The organism is Arthrobacter sp. NPDC058127 (assembly GCF_042884555.1).
Classification (GTDB): Bacteria; Actinomycetota; Actinomycetes; order Actinomycetales; family Micrococcaceae; genus Arthrobacter.
Genome location: NZ_JBHVTT010000001.1, coordinates 586,101 through 603,421 on the forward strand (window position 1 = coordinate 586,101; position 17,321 = coordinate 603,421).

14 protein-coding genes are annotated in these 17,321 nt (G+C 63.6%); 7 read left to right on the forward strand and 7 right to left on the reverse strand.

Annotation, left to right across the window (positions count from 1 at the left end):
• Positions 1 to 148: 148 nt before the first annotated feature.
• Entirely contained in the window at positions 149 to 1,126 is a 978-nt protein-coding gene (locus tag ACFVTG_RS02640; RefSeq protein WP_390277717.1) for a LysR family transcriptional regulator, read from the forward strand.
• A gap of 51 nt (positions 1,127 to 1,177) precedes the next feature.
• On the forward strand, positions 1,178 to 1,684 hold the full coding sequence (locus ACFVTG_RS02645; RefSeq protein WP_284754842.1) for a DUF2004 domain-containing protein: 507 nt from the start codon (positions 1,178 to 1,180) through the stop codon (positions 1,682 to 1,684).
• 76 nt (positions 1,685 to 1,760) lie between these two features.
• Here ACFVTG_RS02645 and metE read toward each other — a convergent pair whose 3' ends face one another.
• Both metE and ACFVTG_RS02655 read right to left on the reverse strand, forming a co-directional pair.
• The gene (metE, locus tag ACFVTG_RS02650; RefSeq protein ID WP_390277720.1) at positions 1,761 to 4,094 is read right to left on the reverse strand and encodes a 5-methyltetrahydropteroyltriglutamate--homocysteine S-methyltransferase; all 2,334 of its coding nucleotides are present in this window, start codon (positions 4,092 to 4,094) and stop codon (positions 1,761 to 1,763) included.
• Between the two features lie 66 nt (positions 4,095 to 4,160).
• Positions 4,161 to 5,129: a methylenetetrahydrofolate reductase gene (locus ACFVTG_RS02655; protein WP_269997849.1), complete on the reverse strand. Its 969-nt coding sequence runs from the start codon at positions 5,127 to 5,129 to the stop codon at positions 4,161 to 4,163.
• Between the two features lie 450 nt (positions 5,130 to 5,579).
• On the opposite strand from ACFVTG_RS02655, the gene ACFVTG_RS02660 reads away from it, so the two are divergent.
• A complete protein-coding gene (locus ACFVTG_RS02660) occupies positions 5,580 to 5,783 on the forward strand; it encodes a hypothetical protein (RefSeq protein WP_265981384.1) in 204 nt (67 codons plus the stop codon).
• Between the two features lie 17 nt (positions 5,784 to 5,800).
• On the opposite strand, the gene ACFVTG_RS02665 is transcribed toward ACFVTG_RS02660, so the two are convergent.
• From ACFVTG_RS02665 to ACFVTG_RS02685, 5 genes are all read right to left on the reverse strand, one after another.
• Positions 5,801 to 6,682: a carbohydrate ABC transporter permease gene (locus ACFVTG_RS02665; protein ID WP_390277946.1), complete on the reverse strand. Its 882-nt coding sequence runs from the start codon at positions 6,680 to 6,682 to the stop codon at positions 5,801 to 5,803.
• Entirely contained in the window at positions 6,676 to 7,602 is a 927-nt protein-coding gene (locus ACFVTG_RS02670) for a sugar ABC transporter permease (protein WP_284754851.1), read from the reverse strand. Before ACFVTG_RS02670 ends, ACFVTG_RS02665 begins: the two co-directional genes overlap by 7 nt.
• Positions 7,603 to 7,605: 3 nt before the next feature.
• Positions 7,606 to 8,961, reverse strand: coding sequence for an extracellular solute-binding protein (locus ACFVTG_RS02675; protein ID WP_390277723.1), 1,356 nt, complete (start codon positions 8,959 to 8,961; stop codon positions 7,606 to 7,608).
• Between the two features lie 104 nt (positions 8,962 to 9,065).
• Complete coding sequence (locus ACFVTG_RS02680; protein WP_390277725.1) at positions 9,066 to 10,319, reverse strand: ROK family protein; 1,254 nt, start codon at positions 10,317 to 10,319, stop codon at positions 9,066 to 9,068.
• 223 nt (positions 10,320 to 10,542) lie between these two features.
• Positions 10,543 to 11,682, reverse strand: coding sequence for a class I SAM-dependent methyltransferase (locus ACFVTG_RS02685; protein WP_390277948.1), 1,140 nt, complete (start codon positions 11,680 to 11,682; stop codon positions 10,543 to 10,545).
• Between the two features lie 210 nt (positions 11,683 to 11,892).
• On the opposite strand from ACFVTG_RS02685, the gene ACFVTG_RS02690 reads away from it, so the two are divergent.
• The 4 genes from ACFVTG_RS02690 to ACFVTG_RS02705 all read left to right on the forward strand — a co-directional run.
• Entirely contained in the window at positions 11,893 to 12,270 is a 378-nt protein-coding gene (locus ACFVTG_RS02690; protein WP_390277727.1) for a cupin domain-containing protein, read from the forward strand.
• A gap of 160 nt (positions 12,271 to 12,430) precedes the next feature.
• Entirely contained in the window at positions 12,431 to 13,024 is a 594-nt protein-coding gene (locus ACFVTG_RS02695) for an N-acetyltransferase (protein ID WP_284754863.1), read from the forward strand.
• Complete coding sequence (gene lhgO, locus ACFVTG_RS02700; RefSeq protein ID WP_390277730.1) at positions 13,021 to 14,229, forward strand: L-2-hydroxyglutarate oxidase; 1,209 nt, start codon at positions 13,021 to 13,023, stop codon at positions 14,227 to 14,229. Before ACFVTG_RS02695 ends, lhgO begins: the two co-directional genes overlap by 4 nt.
• A 233-nt stretch (positions 14,230 to 14,462) precedes the next feature.
• The coding region (locus tag ACFVTG_RS02705; RefSeq protein ID WP_390277732.1) for a N,N-dimethylformamidase beta subunit family domain-containing protein at positions 14,463 to 17,321 on the forward strand (2,859 nt) is incomplete at its 3' end.

The window sequence follows — 17,321 nt, forward strand, 5'->3', positions numbered from 1 at the left end:
CAAACACCGTTTCGTGAGTCGCCCGCCACACTTCCAGGCGCCGGTCCGGCGCCAGGCCAACCCGGCAACAGCGGCAGCGGAGACCGAATTCACACCGCTATGCTGGCTTCCACGGCCCTTCGGCCGTCACTGAGCCTAAGGATCACTGATGGTCAACCTTCTCCACCTGCGGACGCTGCTTGAGGTCACGCGGCTTGGTTCCTTCGCGGCGGCCGCCGCCCGGCTCGGCTACACCGCCTCAGCCGTGTCCCAACAGATGTCGGCGCTGGAACGGGATACCGGCGTCGAACTCTTCCACCGTTCCGCACGCAGCGTGGTCCCCACCGAAGCCGCACTCACCATGGTGCGCCATGCTTCCAAAGTGCTCACCGACGTCGAGACCCTGCTGGCGGCCGCCTCGCGCAGTACGGACTCCCCCGTCCAGGAACTGCGGCTCGGCATCTTCCCCAGCCTGGCAACCTACGTCCTGCCGGACATCCTCCGGAACCCGCGCTGGAAGAAGCTGGGCATTGAACTCCGTGTGTGGGTTGCCGAGCCTTCCCAGACCATCCAGGGGCTGCGCGCCGGCGGCGAACTGGACCTCGCGCTCGTGTACCAAGTGGGCCAGTCCGGGCTGGCATGGCCGCACACCTTGGATCGGCAGTGGATCGGCGACGACGACTTCCGGGTGGTGCTCCCCGCGTCGTGGGGCATCCGGGAGGACGCAGAAATGCAAGCCTCGCAGCTCTCCGACATGCCTTGGATCATGCACCATCCGGGCACCAGCGACGCGGTGGTGATTGAACGCCTGTTCGCCAGTTGCAATCTGCACCCGCGCGTCGTGGCCTATAGCGATGATTTCCACGCCAGCCTCGAGATGGCGGCAGCGGGGCTCGGCGCCGCGCTGGTGCCGGAACTGGCGCTGAGGCACCGGCCGCCCGGCGTCGTGGTTCTCGATGTTCCCGACATCCGGCTCGCCCGCAACGTGTTCGCCTTGCTCCTCAACGAGAAGCGCACGGCGCAGGTGCAGCTCTTCACGGAATTGCTTGCCGACACGCTTCGCGGGAGCACCGCAACCGTGCGGGCCGGCAGTGCCGCGACGATGCCCAAAACGACTCAAAAGTCAACGCCCAAACCGCGTACCTGAAATCTTCCAGGATGCTGGAACACGCCGCTTGTTTGGGACTATCTTGAAGACATGAGCAAGGTAGCGAGCAAACATTTTGGGGAGATCGAGCTCAACCACGGGCGGGAGCACTGTTACGTGGCTTCGCACGAGCTCGCCGGAAATCCCCTCGAACTGGACCTGAACGTCACGGCGCATGACCACTTCGACGAGAAAGCACTCCACAAGGTGGACTACCGCCTGGGCTACCTCCCCGAGTTGGTGGACCAGGTCCGGGACATGATCGCCGAGGAGCTGGACCAGGACGGCACCAACTCCCAGCAGTTCCTCCACTTCCACTCCAGCCAGCTTAAAGAAGAGCAACTGGAGGCGGTGTTCGGCGTCCGCGAAAAGACGCAGCTCACCAAGGACGTTTTCCTCAAGGCCCTGAAACTAGGTCATGTAGCGATCTACCCCGGCCAGCCGGAGCGCTATTTCGTCCTGGACTTCACCCTGGGCTCACACTTCACCGACGAGCTCCTGGTAGTTGCGGCGGACGAGGACGGCGTAGTGGACGACGAGATCCTCTGGGAGTCCTGACAGAGGATTAACACATAACACCGTCGGCCGGTCACCTTTCGAGGTGACCGGCCGACGCAGTTTGTACTACTTGGGTTTACTTGGCTGCTTCCAGCAGGCTGGCGCGGACCGTCTTGGTGGCCTTGACCAGATTGCGCAGGGACTCTTCGGTCTCGGCGTAGCCACGGGTCTTCAGGCCGCAGTCCGGGTTCACCCAGAGCTGGCGGGACGGAACGTGCTTGACCGCGGTGGACAGCAGCTCGGTGACTTCGGCTTCGCCCGGAACACGCGGCGAGTGGATGTCGTAGACGCCCGGCCCAACGCCGCGGCCGAAGTGGTGCGCCTCGAGGTCGTGGACAACCTCCATGCGTGAACGTGCTGCTTCGATGGATGTGACGTCGGCGTCCAAGCCGTCGATCGCGTCGATGATCACGCCGAACTCCGAGTAGCAGAGGTGGGTGTGGATCTGAGTTGCGTCGGCCGCACCGGCAGTGGCCAGGCGGAAGGAGTCAACCGACCACTTCAGGTAGGCGGCGTGGTCAGCCTTGCGCAGCGGCAGGAGTTCGCGCAATGCGGGCTCGTCCACCTGGATGACCTTGATGCCGGCAGCTTCGAGGTCGGCGATTTCGTCACGCAGAGCCAGGCCGACCTGGTTGGCGGTCTCACCCAGCGGCTGGTCGTCGCGGACGAAGGACCAGGCCAGGATGGTGACCGGACCGGTGAGCATGCCCTTCATCGGCTTGTTGGTCAGGGACTGCGCGTATTCGGCCCAGGCGACCGTGATGGGGGCCGAACGGGTGACGTCGCCCCAGAGGATGGACGGACGGGTGCAGCGGGAGCCGTAGGACTGGACCCAGCCGTGGACCGTCACGTCGAAGCCTTCGAGGTTCTCGGCGAAGTACTGGACCATGTCGTTGCGCTCGGGTTCGCCGTGCACCAGGACGTCGTAGCCGAGCTCTTCCTGCAGGTCGACGACGCGCTTGATCTCGTCCTTCATGAGCTGCTCGTACTGCTCGTTGCTCAGCTCGCCCTTGTTGTTGCGGGCACGGGCGGAGCGGATTTCCGAGGTCTGGGGGAAGGATCCGATGGTGGTGGTGGGCAGCGGCGGCAGGTGCAGCGCTGCTTCCTGGGCGGCTTCGCGGACCGCGTACTCGGAGCGGTTGAAGTCGGCCTCGGTGAGGGCAGCGGTGCGGGCACGGACGTCGGCGCGCTGGACGCCTTCGGCGGTGGCGCGGGAGGCGATCACTGCGGAAGCTTCGTCGATGGCGGCCTTCGCGGAAGCCGGGTCGGCCAGGTAGTCAGCGAGGGTCTTGACCTCGACGGCCTTCTGGTCAGCGAATGCGAGCCAGCTGCGCAGCTGCTCCGAGAGCTGGGTCTCCTCCGCGGTGTCGTGGGGAACGTGCTGCGTGGACGTGGAAGTGCTGACGGCAAGCTTGCCGGCCGCTGCCTTCAATTCATCCAGCTTGGCGGCCGAGACGGCGAGGTCGTTGCGCCAGATGTTGTGGCCGTCGACGACGCCGGCAACCAGGGTCTTGTTGCCCAGGCCGGCCAGGGCTGCTGCGGACGGTACCGCGCCCTTGAAGACGTCGATGTGCAGGGCGTCGATGTTGGTGGCGGCAAGGGTGCCGAGCTGGCCGTCGAGGGCACCGTACGGGGTGGAGACGAAGAGCTGCGGGCGCGCTGCCGCACCGGAGAGGACTTCGTAGGCACGGGCAACGGCGGCCTGGATTTCCGCGGCCGGGGTGTCCTGGTCGACAACGAGTGCGGGCTCGTCCAACTGGATCCAGCTGGCGCCGGCAGCGGCAAGCTTGCCGAGCAGCTCAACATAGACCGGGAGGATGTCCTCGAGGCGCGACAGCGGAGCGAAGCCCGCAGGAGCGTCGTCGGAAGCCTTGGAAAGCAGCAGGTAGGTGACCGGGCCGACGATGTACGGACGGGTCTCGATGCCGTTGGCCAGGGCGAACTCGAATTCCTCGACGATGCGGTTGGAGGCGAGCTTGAAGTCGGTCTCCGGGCCGATTTCCGGAACGAGGTAGTGGTAGTTGGTGTCGAACCACTTGGTCATTTCCAGCGGCTGCTGTTCCTTGTTGCCGCGGGCCAGGGTGAAGTAGCCATCGATGTCGAGCTGGCCTTCGGCGTTGAGCAGCTGGCCAAAGCGGGCCGGGACGGCGCCGAGGTGTGCGGTGGCGTCGAGCACCTGGTCGTAGAAGGAGAAGGTGCCGGGAACGGCGGCGGCTTCGTTGAGGCCGAGTTCCTGGAGTCGCTTGGCGGTGGTCAGCTGGATGTCCTTGGCAGCGGCGTCAAGGGCTGCGGCGTCGATCTTGCCGGCCCAGTAGGCTTCAACGGCCTTCTTAAGTTCGCGACGGCGGCCGATGCGCGGGTAGCCGAGAATCGAGGCTGCGGGGAACTGGGTGATGTTCTGTTCAGTCATGGGATTTCCTTGGGGCAGTAGGTGCAAATTGATGTGTCTAGGCGTTTGCGGAGCAGCGTTGGCTGATCAGCTCACAAGTTCTTGCCGGCGGGCGATGGCGCTGAGCCTGCTGGCGGGCCGGGCCGGTCGGGGCAAGGCAAGCTTGTCCAGCACGTCCAGGGCGCAAGTGTGCTCGTTGAAGGTGTACAGGTGGATGCCCGGAGCACCGGCCTGGAGTGCGGCGTTGGCCAGGTCAACCGTGGCGCGGACTCCGATCTTGCGCCGTTCGGCGTCCGTGTCCGCCGCGGCGAGGCGTTCAATCAGCTCAGGTGCCGGCTCGACGCCGGTGAGCTCGCCAAGGCGCTTGAGCCGGCGAAGGCTGGTCAGCGGCATGACGCCCGGAATGATCGGGATCGTGACCCCCGCACGTCGGGCACGGGAGATCAGGTCCGCATATTGCTCGGTGTGGAAGAAGACCTGCGTGATGGCGAAGTCGGCGCCCGAGCGCTGCTTCGCGAGCAGCACCTCGACGTCGTGCTCCACGCTCGGGGACTCAGGGTGGCGAGTGGGATAGGCGGCCACGCCAACGGCGATTTTGCCCGCGCACAGCAGGGCCGAACGTCGCTGTTCCACGCGGCGGATCAGTTCGATCAGGTCCTGGGCGTAGCGCAGCGAACCGTTGACCGGCTGGCCGCTGTCCTTGGGGAGGTCGCCGCGCAGCGCAAGGATACCGCGCACGCCGTTGTCCAGGAGTTCGCCGATGATCTCGGCCAACTCCTGCGGGGTGTTTCCGACGCAGGTCAGGTGGGCCAGTGGCCGCAGGGTCGTTTCGAGCAGCAGCCGGTTGATGAGCTCGACGGCGGTGTCGCGGTTGGAGCCGCTGGCGCCGTAGGTCACGGAGACGAAGTCGGGGTCCGTGGCCTCGAGCTCCCCGATGGTCGTCCAGAGGGACTCCGCGGCCGCGGGAGAGCGCGGCGGGAAAAGTTCGTAGGACAGGGCAACAGGAGCGGCGCCGGTCAAGTTTGGATGGGTGTCGATGAGGCTTGGTGGTGACATTTGCGTCCTTGGCTGTGTGTCAGCGGGCCTGCGTTCACGGACTTGAAAGCCAGGTCCATGGACTGCAGAATCGGTGAATTGAGTTTGGGGATACACGCAACGAACTCCAGCAGGGCGCAGCCGCGACTGTTACGCCTGGAATGAAGTTGTCCGTGTGCAAATGTCAGGCCCACATGGGGGCACCCACACCCTCCTGCCTGCCTTCAAGAGACAGATCCGGCGGAGGATCGCTGACACGTTACCGCGGTAACTTGAATACGACTCTAGATCGGGGCTCCGGGCGCCACAAATCCTCCGCCGAATTAAGACGCACTTTTACGCTGCGTTTCGCCTGATTTCTGAAGATTGTTCGTTTTAGCTTTCGGTAGGGTCTAAGCCGCAAAGGATACGCCACGGAGTAGCCCGCCGCGAGCCCTCCCCATGACGGTCCGGCAGGACTATTCTTTTGCCATGATTCAGCTTCCAGCCAGTTACCAGGAATACCTCGATGGCAAGGATGAGCGGTTCATCCAGACCATCCGCCCCATCTTGATGCAATCCGCCGCGGACAAGCTCCACGGTGTCCGTGTCCTCTACAACCCGGGGCTAACCGGTCACCAGGCCCATCTTGATGATTCCATTCCGTACGGCACCATTGTGGAGGACATCGACTGAGTCCAGGCTGTTGCCGCTCAGCCCTTCATCGCGCCGGACAGGGCAAACGCGCTTCCGGAGCCCCTCGCGACCACCGTGTAGAGAATAAGTACCGGGACCGAATACAAGATGGAGAACGCGGCAAGTTCCCCGTAGGCGATCGCTCCGTGCTGGCCGAAGAAGCTGAAGACGGACACTGCGGCGGGCTGCTTGGAGGTAGACAACAACAGGATGAACGGGACGAAGAAGTTCCCCCAGGCCTGGATGAAGACGAAGATGAACACTACGCCCAGCCCTTGCCTCATCAGCGGCAGCACGATTCTCCGGAGTGTGGCCAGTCCCGAGGCGCCGTCCATCCAGGCAGCTTCCTCCAGCTCAAGCGGCACGGAGTCCATGAAGTTCTTGGTCATCCAAATGGCCATTGGCAACGTGGTGGTTGCCATGAAGAAGATGGTTGCCGGCATCGAGTCCAGCAATTGCAACTGCACGAACAGGCCATAGACGGGCACCATGATTGCCGTGACCGGGAGCGAGGTGCCGAACAGGATCGTGTACAGGAACGGCTTGTTGAATCGCGATTGGTAGCGTGACAGCGGATAGGCTGCCAGGACGGCGGCCGCCAGGTTCACGACGGCGGTTCCGGCTGAGAGAAGGAAGCTGTTCAGGAGCGGTTGGAAGAGCAACCCGGGCGTCGATACGGCGGCAAAATTGGCGAACGACGGCGATTGCGGCCATCGCGTCTCGTATCCGGCGTGCGGATCAACGGAAGCGAGCAGAAGCCATGCAAGGGGCAGCACAAAGCACAGCCCGATCACGGCCAAAGCCGCATTGGCGGCGAAGCGGACGCGGAGCCGTCCCCTGCCCACCGCCGTCGGGCGGTTCCCGGCGAGCAGCGGCGCACGGCGCAGGGAGGTCACGATTTTGCCCCGCGGATCAGCCTGACGTACACGGCTCCGAAGACCATGCCGATCAGGATCAATACCGAGGCGATCGCGGTGCCGTAACCGATGTCTCCGAGCTTGAAGGCTTCCTGGTAGGCGAGCACGGGCAAGGTGGTGCTCGCGTTGGAGGGACCACCGGCCGTCATCACCCAAATGAGGGTGAATACCGCGAGCGTTTGTAGCGTGATCAGCATGAGGTTTGTGGCGATGCTTCCCCGGATGATCGGAAGGGTGATGAAGGCCAGCCGTTGCCAACCCCTGGCTCCGTCCATGAGGGCGGCTTCGGAGATGTCGCGCGGGACCTGGGAAAGGGCCGCCCGGTAGACCAGCATCGAGAACGCGGTGCCGCGCCAGACATTGGCCAGGATGACGGCGGCCATCGGAAAGGCATAGAGCCAGTTGGTGCCCTGGACACCGAACATTCCCAAGAGTTGGTTGAGCGTGCCGTCCTGGCTGAAGTACGCGTACGCCGCGAAGGCCGCAACGATCTCCGGCAGGATCCACGAAGCGACCACCACCGTGCCCACCAGCGAGGCCGTGGCTCCCCCGGCCCTGGTCATCAACAGGGCGATGACCAGGCCCAGGGCGTTCTGTCCGAGGATCGCGGAAACTGCCACGAAGACGACCGTCAGCCACGCCGAGAGCGGGAAGACGGAATCCGTCAGCATCCGGGCGTAGTTGTCCAGGCCGACCCATTGGGGGTTCAGTGCTGCCTTGCCTGACAATGCAGCGTTGGTGAAGGAGGCGTAGAAGGACCACGCCACGGGTGCCACCATGAAGAAGGCCAGCAGCAGGATTGAGGGCACTACCGGCAACAAGCGGAGCCCGCGACGCAGAGACTTTCGGATGGGGGGTCTGCGTCGCAGGGAACCGCGGTTGAGCGAATCAGGGACTGCCATGCGTCATTTCTGCATGACTTTGGAGTCGCCGACGAGTTTCTTGACCGAAGCGTCGTATTCGGCTGCGGCTTCTGCCGGGCTTTGTTTGCCGGTGATGACGGCCTCAGTGGCTTGTTGGACGGCGAGGGAGATCTTCGGATAGTCAGCGGTTGCCGGGCGATAGTGCGTGACGCCCACCAGATCGGAAACGTCCTTCACGAACGGGTTGGCTGCTTGGTAACCAGGATCGGAAGCGACATCGGTGCGGACGGCGATCTGCGAGTTGTTGACGTCGAAGGCCAACGCATTCTTCTTGTTCACGGCAGTGGTCAGGAACTTGAAGGCAAGGTCCGGGTTCTTGGTCTTAGCGCCAACGGCGAGCGTCCAGCCACCGGACATGCTCACGCCACCGGGATCCTGTCCAAACTGGGTGGGGAACGTGGCTACTCCCATATCCTGCGCATAGCCAGCCCATTCGTAGGAGCCGCCCTTCTGCCAGAACGACGGCGCGTAGGAACCTTCCACGGTGGCGCCCATTTTGCCTTGCGGCAGCCACTGTCCAAAGACTTTCTTCCACACGTTCGAATCGAGGGCGTCCGCCGGTGTCACCGAAAGCTTCTCATCGTAGAGGGTCTTCAGGAACTGGAGTGAATCGGTGAATCCCTTGGAACCCACCACCCACTTCTTGTCGCTTTCCGAATACAGGGAGCTTCCCGTTCCATAAAGCAGTTCGTAGAAGCTCTGCATGACGGTTCCCTCACCGGTGGCCTTTCCGGCGTACATGCTGAAGGGAATCACGCCCGGATCCGCGGCCTTCATTTTGCGGGCCGCGGCCAGGATGTCATCCCAGGTCTTCGGCTGCCATGGCAGCGTTATGCCGGCTTTCTGGAGGACTGTCTTGTTGTACCAGATCGCCCTGGTGTCGGTGCCAAGCGGGACGGCGTAGATACTGCCGTCGTCACCGCGTCCCGCGGCCTTGGCACCCTCGTTGAACTTGGACCACTCGTCCCACGTGGCCAATTGCGAGTCGAGTTTCAGCAAGTATCCGGCGTCGACGTCCGAGCGGACCTTGAAAGTGTCCTCGTAGAAGACATCCGGAGCAGTGTCCGGGGAACGCTGGGCCAGCGCGAGCTTGGTGCCATAGTCGTCGTCGTTGGCTTGGATGGGCTCCAGGTCCACAGTGACGCCCGCGTTCGCTGCTTCGAATTCCTGTTTGGCGTCCTGGAAGACCTTGTCCAGGGCCGTGAAGGAGTCCGTCTTTTGATAGACGATCTTGATGGTTTGTTTGCTTACGGCTTGGGGTTGGGCAGAGCAGGCTGCCGTGGCCAAAAGGCCTACGACGCCGAGCAGTGCTGCTCCGATCCGGACTGGGCGACGCATGACGCTCCGATCTTCAAGCGGCTGCAGCCCCCACACTTCAGCTGGCCCAGCCTGTTGCCAATATTGATAAATGCAGCCCTGCGACGCAGGACCTAGTGAAAGCCTCAGCCTTCCAAGAGGAGCCGCTGGGCACGCGGCGCAAGGGTGTGTTCCAATACCAGGCAGGCAGCCCCGATGGCGCCGACGTCTTCGCCCACTCCGGTCCCGACAACCTCGATGCTGTGGATGCTGTTGGCTGCACTGTTGGCGGCGAGCAGGGCAGGAATGCGATCCAGGTAGCGTTCGGCCATGCGGCCCCAGAAGGGGCCCCCAAAGACGACGCGTTCGACGTCGAGGGTGTTGGTCACCACCGCAACCGCTCGGGCAACCAGCACTGCCGACTTATCGATGATCGCAATGGCGCGTTCGTCGCCTGCGTCCGCGGCGTCGCAAAGCCGGGCGAATCCTTCCTGCACTTCCGGGCCCTCGGTGCCTTTGCGGCCACCGTTCAGGACACCTTGCTCTTCGGCCTCGGCCACGAGGACCTGCGGGATGCAGGAAGACTTGACGCAACCACGCAGGCCGCAATCGCAGGGGGGTCCATCCGGGTCAACAATGATGTGCCCGATTTCCCCGGCATTGCCGGATGTTCCACGGACAACTTCATCGTTCAAGACAATCCCGCAACCGATGCCGGTACCCATGTACATGAAGATGAAACTTCCAGTGCCGCTGGCCCCGCCTGCCCAGGTTTCGGCGACGGCCGCGCTCGTGACGTCTTTGTCCACGAGGGTCTCAAGCCCGGTGGCTTCGGCAAGGGCGTCCCTCAGGTAAACCCGGTCCCACCCCATCATCAGGGGCGGATCCACGACAGTGCCCTCATCAAGGTCTATGGGTCCCGGCGCCGCGACGCCAAGTCCCGCGATCTTCCCCGTGTCAACACCGGAATCTTCGATGAGCGCCTTGATTTCCTCCGCGATGGCGGCGATGACCCGCTGTGGATTGCTCCCGGCAGGCGTGGGAATCCGGGAGTGCTTCACAACGTCGCCCACGAGGTCCAGGACCACGGAGGTGATGACCGCGGGATCAACGTGGACGCCAAGCGCGTACATTCCGGAAGGGTTCAGGCGCAGGATGGTGCGGGGCTTACCCGGACCGCTGCCTTCCTTGCCTGCTTCGACAATGAGCCGCTGATCCAGGAGGCGGCGGGAGATGTTCGAAATAGTCTGCGGTGAAAGGCCGACGATTTGGGCGAGTTCCACGCGGCTCAGTCCGCCCGACGAGCGCCTGATTGCGTCGAGAATGACGGTCAGGTTGAAGTCCCCCATGCGGGGCAGATTGGTTCCGCGCCTCGGAGTCGGCTGGCGGATCTCAGTCACGGATTCCCCTAAAATCATTCGAATAATGCTGTTGCATTTGCATCGTACGGCACGTGTGCTTGTCCCGGTATGCCCACACGCTCCCCGGGCGTAACGGACCCTGATATTGCTGATGGGAGGCCCTCGAATATGGCACTCATGCCCCAGGCTGAGCTGGAAATCACCGCTGGGTTGCTGAGGAGTTTGCTCGAAGAGCAACTGCCAGGAGTCACGGAATGGACGGTTAACGCTTGATACTGCGGGTCACCGTGAATTTCGGGTTCCGCCCGATTTCGGTGGTGGGACCGATCAGCCTTTCAAGCGCCGCACGGTACTGCAGGTGACTGTTGTAGACAGTCCAGAGTTCACCGCCCGAAGCCAGGACCCGTGCCGCGGCATCGAACATCTTTGTGGCCGCCCCGGCATGGACGCTCGCGCCGAGGTGGAACGGCGGGTTCAACAGGATGAGGTCGGCGCTGCCCGGTTCGAAGGTGGACATGGCATCGTCCTGGACTACGGTGATTCGATCTGCCAGCCCGTTGGCTGCCGCGGTTGCCCTGGCGGACGCGACTGCTGCCGCCGATTGGTCCGTCGCGGTAACCCGTGCCTTCGGACGGTTCCGGGCGTACATCGTGGCGAGGATCCCGGTCCCGCAGCCAAGGTCTACGGCGTGGCGCGCTTCGGGGATCCTGTCCAGGAAGCCCAGGAGAAAGCGCGTGCCGATATCCAGCTTCGTGCCTGAAAACGCAGCCCCGTGGGCACAGACCGTCATCCCAAGCTCGGTGTTCTGCTCCGAAACCGGGAAGGACTCCGGCGTGTCCGGCCGCTTGGGACTGCGGGCGATCAGGACACGCGACTTCCGCTGCGCAAGCTGCGGCTGCACCGATTCGAAGCTGCGTTCAAGGACGGCGTTCATGCCCAGGGACATGTGCTTGACGCGACCTCCGGCGAGCAGGACGGCTCCCGGCGCTGCAAAGCGTGCAACGGCGTCGACGATTTCTTCCAGTTCCGCGAGGGCTTTGGGCAATTGCATGATCACCAGTTCGGCGCCGTCGAGCAGCCCGGCACCCAACTCGAGCTGATCAAAGCGCCCGGACAACCCGGACGCCTGGGCGTTACGTTCCAGCGCGAGCCTGCCGGCGTAGAGGTCCTGGGTCACCCGGACATGCCCGACGCCGATGGCCGCCAAAGCGCCCAGGGTCAGGGCTCCGTAGCGGTCACCGATCACCGCAACGCGGGTTTCCGGATTTGCGATGTAGCCAGCCGCGGTCTCAAGGAGCAGCCGGTCGGTGGCGTCGTGCGCCTGCAGGTTCTCCGCCTCGACATCGGGGAAGCGGCGCAAGGTGCCGAACAGTGTCTCAAGGTGTACATCCAGCTCGGTCAAGGTCACGGTGCACCAATCTATCTCCCTCACGAACCCTCGACAACACAGGGGCGGCGGAGGAAGGTAGAGATTGCAAGTAATCGACCGTCTGACCGCTGCTGAAGGCACGGCACGCGCCGCAAGCAGCCAAGACATCAGGGTCCGCTGCGAAGGGCGAGCCACGTTGCGGACCTGGAAGACCAGGCTCCCACTCCCCCTTGTGAGCAGACCATGACTGTCAACCTCGTCACTCAGCTTGAAGTAAAGTCGCACAATTCTCCCGATGAAATCCGTCGGCCCGAGAAAACCGTGGTGGAAAACGTCACTGTCGGTGACTACACCATCGGCCGCCTCAGCTTCGAGCCAGGCTGGAGTTGGGCGGATTGCATCAAGCCGGTGGTCCAAACCGATTCCTGCCAGCTCAACCACGTGGGCTACTGCATTACCGGTTCGCTCGAAGTCGAGACCACCGACGGCAAGAAGATCAGCATCTCCAAAGGAGATTCGTACACCATCCCGCCGGGACACAATGCCTGGGTGGTCGGCGACGAAACCTACTCGGCCATCGAGTTTGTCAGCGCGGCAGAATATGGAGTCAAAGCCGAGTAACAGCCTGTACACGCCGCCAGCGCGTCCTGGGATTTTCTCCTCGGCCTGCTGCCGAATAGGAAACGCATCTACAATCGTCGCAAGCGACCGCTCGCACGGACGGTTTCACACCGGACGGAAGACGCGGCCGTCTTCACCGATAAGTAGAGGACGTGTTTCCATGGCTTTCGTTGAACCAACCGCCGATGTCTCAGAGCAGGCGTTCATTGGCCACGGCACGAGGATCTGGCATCTTGCCCAGATCAGGGAGGATGCCCGCCTCGGCGAAAACTGCAACATTGGTCGCGGGGCCTATGTGGGACCAGGTGTCGAAATAGGCCCCAACTCCAAGCTTCAAAACTATGCCCTGGTCTATGAGCCCGCCCGGCTGGGCGCCGGAGTCTTCATCGGCCCGGCAGCCGTACTCACCAACGACACGTACCCCCGGGCGGTGAGCCCCGACGGCACACTGAAATCGGCCGACGATTGGACCCCCGTGGGCGTGATCGTAGAAGATGGCGCGGCAATCGGCGCCCGAGCGGTCTGCATCGCGCCCATAACGATCGGCAGGTGGGCAACCGTTGCCGCGGGCGCGGTGGTGGTCCGGGACGTTCCGGCCTTCGCGTTGGTTGCAGGAGTTCCCGCAAAGCAAATCGGCTGGGTCGGCAAGTCCGGACATCCCCTTCGGCCGGACGGCGACGAACTGGTGTGCCCCGCGACGGGAGAGCGCTACATCAAAAACGGAGACACGCTCAAAGAAGCACCCACGGTATGAGCAGGGTCCGTGCCGCCGTCGTCGGAGGCGGAATCATCGGCGTCGCGGTGGCGCGTGAGCTCACCCGCAGACTCGACAATGCGGACGTGACGGTATTCGAGAAGGAAATCGAGCTTGGCGGACACCAGACCGGCCACAACAGCGGCGTTGTGCATGCCGGGCTCTACTACGAGCCCGGGAGCCTGAAGGCGCGACTCTGCCGCCGCGGCGTGGACCTTCTCCGGCAGTTCGCGGCGGAGAAGAACCTCGGCTACGAAGAGTGCGGCAAAGTAGTCGTCGCCCACAATGCCCGCGAACTTGACCGGCTCAAGGCGATACACGCCCGGGCCATCGCCAATGGCGTGCCGGACGTCCGCATGATCGGCGCGGACGATCTCGCCGTCGTCGAGCCGCATGCCCGCGGCCTGGCCGCCCTGCATTCGCCGCGGACCGCGATAGTCGATTACCGCGCCATCACCAATGCCTTGGCCCAGGACGTGCGTGCGGCGGGCGGGAATATCCTGCTGGGACTCGCGGTGACCGGTGTGGAAGATCGTGGCCGCGAGGTGCGGATTCGGTCCTCCAGCGGAACTGAAGCGTTCGACGTCGTTATCACTTGTGCCGGCTTGCAGTCGGATCGGCTGGCCTACGCCGCCGGAGACCCCGCGGACCCCCGGATCGTGCCGTTTTTCGGCGACTATTTCCTGCTCCGGACCGAGAAGCGTTCTTTGGTCAAAGGCCTGATCTATCCCGTGCCGGACCCGCGATATCCCTTCCTCGGTGTCCACCTGACCAAGCGCATCGACGGCGCCATCCTGGTGGGACCCAATGCTTTCCTGGCCGGCGGCCGGGAAGCCTACCGCCGCACGCAAATGTCCCCCGCCGATCTCCGCGCCGTGCTGGGGTTCCCGGGATTCTGGCGGTTCGCCGCAGGCAACCTGCCCGCAGCCGTCCGAGAGGCGCGCACGGTGATGAACACCCGTGCCTTCGTCAGGGAGGCACAGAAGTATGTTCCGGACATCCTGCCGGGCGATGTCACGCGCGGTCCCCGCGGAATCCGGGCGCAGGCAATGACCTCCGACGGCAGCCTCGTCGATGACTTCGTCATTACCGGCACGAGCCGCGTCCTCCACGTGCGGAATGCTCCCTCGCCGGGCGCAACCTCGTCGATGGCCATCGCCGAGCACATCGTGGCCGAAGCAACGGGACGAGCCCGACTCTCCTGATCCAGGGCACCTGACAGCTCCACCCGCGCGGCATTTCCTCCGTGCCCCCGGGGTTCGTTTCGACATCCGCTGGTATTTCCGCGTGTCCGAAGCCTAAAAACAGGTAAACGACCGCCGTTCCCGACGTGCGGCGGCCAAAAAAACGGGTACCGGCACTCGTGCCATGCTCCCGGCCCGCTCCATATGCTTCCGTCATTGAGTGCCTGAAACCAATGACAGAAGCAGGTCGCGACATGAGCAACAACCGAAATTTCCCTTTGGCTGTGCGCCGCGCGGTCCTGCCGACCGTGCTGGCCATGATCGCAACGCTCCTGCCGTTGCAGATGGCAGTCTCCGCCGTCGCAGCCACGGATCCATGCGCCGCGCCGGTCACCAACCCGGTTGCTTGCGAAAACACTCTGCCCGGGAACCCCGCCTCCGAATGGCAGGTCTCCGGAGCCGGAGACTCCACGATCCAGGGTTACGGCACGTCGATGAGCGTCAATATCGGCCAAACGATCTCGTTCAAGATTCTGACGCCCGCGTCGGCCTACCACATCGATGTGTATCGGCTTGGTTACTACCAGGGCTTGGGGGCCCGCAAAGTTGCCTCGAACGTCCTCCCCTCGGCTGCACTGCCGCAATCACAACCGGCTTGTAACACTTACTCCGACACGGGACTCATCGACTGCGGAAACTGGGGCGTGTCGGCTTCCTGGGCGGTCCCGTCCACTGCGGTCTCCGGCGTCTATATCGCAAGGCTCGTGCGCAACGACACGAACGGCGCGAGCATCGTGCCATTCGTTGTCCGGAACGACTCCGCACATTCAGACATGCTGTTCCAGACCTCGGACGAGACGTGGCAGGCGTACAACACCTATGGTGGCAACAGCCTCTACAGCTGCACCGTCGCTTGCCCTCCCGGGAACCCGCAGGCCTATAAGTCGGCCTTCAAAGTCTCGTACAACAGGCCGTTCAATTCCGCTGCGGACGACCAAGGGCGAAGCTGGCTGATGTACTCCGAGTACCCGATGATCCGGTTCATGGAAGCCAACGGGTACGACATGAGCTACATGAGCGGCAACGATGTCGCCACCAAGGGTTCCCTGCTGCTCAACCACAAGACATTCATGTCCGTGGGGCATGACGAGTATTGGTCCGGCGACCAGCGCGCCAACGTCGAAGCCGCCCGCGACGCCGGCGTGAACCTTGCGTTCTTCAGCGGCAACGAGGTCTTCTGGAAGACGCGTTGGGAACCGAGCGTCGCCGGACCCAGCACGCCCGGCCGGACTCTGGTGGCCTACAAAGATACGCATTTCAACGCGCCAACCGACCCGGTCTCCTGGACGGGCACCTATCGGGACCCGCGCTTCGGGACCTCCACTGGTGGAGGAAACCCCGAAAACTCACTGACAGGCCAGTTCTTCATCGTCAATTCAGGAACCACTGACATCACGATTCCCTCGCAATACAGTGCGCTCCGGATGTGGAGGAACACGACCATTGCCACGATGGCCCCCGGGACCAGCGTGACCCTCGGTGCGGGCCTGGGAACGCTCGGTTACGAATGGGATATCGACGCCGATAACGGCTTCCGGCCGGCCGGCCTCTTCAAGCTGTCGGCCACCACGAACACGTCCGCGGAAGTCTTCACGGACTACGGCTCGCAGACTGCCACCGGGAAGACAGCCACCCACAACCTCACAATGTACAAAGCACCGAGTGGAGCGATTGTCTTTGGCGCGGGCACAGTGCAGTGGCCGTGGGGACTTGACGGGTTCACCACTGGCAAAGCGGTGGACAAGAACATGCAGCAGGCTACCGTCAACCTGTTCGCCGACATGGGAGTCCAGCCGGCGACGATCGTCACCGGGCTGACTGCCGCCACCCGATCCACAGATGTCACTCCGCCGACGTCCACCATCACTTCACCAGCCTTCGGCGCGAACATTGCTGACGGAACCATCGTCACCATCAGCGGAACCGCGGCCGACACCGGAGGCGTGGTGGCCGGCGTCGAGGTCTCCACCGACAACGGAAATACCTGGCGTCCCGCCACGGGCACGACAAATTGGACCTTCACCTGGAATGCGCACGGCAACCCCACGTCCACCTTGCGCTCACGTGCCGTTGACGACAGCGGCAACGTGGAGACGCCGTCGTCGGGCGTTGTCACCAACGTCGCCTGCCCGTGTTCCCTTTCGGGCGTGAACATCTCGCCAACCGTGGCCGACGCGGCGGACCCGACCGCGATCGAGGTAGGCGCCAAGTTCTACTCCGAAGTCAACGGAACCATCAAAGGAGTCCGGTTCTACAAGGCAACCAAAAACACCGGGACACACATCGGCAACATCTGGTCCGCCAGCGGGCAGCTGTTGGCCAGTGCAACCTTCACCGGTGAATCCGCCACGGGGTGGCAGACCGTGAATTTCTCGACGCCGCTGGCCGTCTCCGCGAACACGATGTACGTCGTTTCTTACTTCGCTCCTGCGGGCCACTATTCCGAGGACACAGCCTACTTCTACCTGCATCCCTCTCCGCCGCCCGCGGGTAACAGCCGCGTAGACAGTGCACCTTTGCACTACCCGCGGAGCCTCCCGGGCACCCCTAACGGCCTCTACGCCTACGGCTCTTCTTCGGCGTTCCCGAACGAATCGTATGACGCCGAGTACTACTGGGTGGACGCGATCTTCAATCCCTCGAGCACGGCCCCTGCGGTCTCTTCCACGACCCCGGCCAACAACGCCACCGCCGTGCCCACCAACACCGCACCAACCGCGACCTTCAACCAGGCCGTCACCGCGTCATCCATCACCTACACCCTCAAAGACGCCACCAACACCGCCGTACCCGGCACCACCAGCTACAACACCACCACCAACACCTCCACGTTCACCCCCACCGCGGCCCTGGCCAACAGCACCACCTACACCGCCACCATCAGCGGAGCCACCAACACCGCCGGCCAAACCATGACCGCCCCCTACAGCTGGACCTTCACCACCACCGCGCCGCCACCACCGCCCGCGGTAACCTCCACGACCCCGGCCAACAACGCCACCGCCGTGCCCACCAACACCGCACCAACCGCGACCTTCAACCAGGCCGTCACC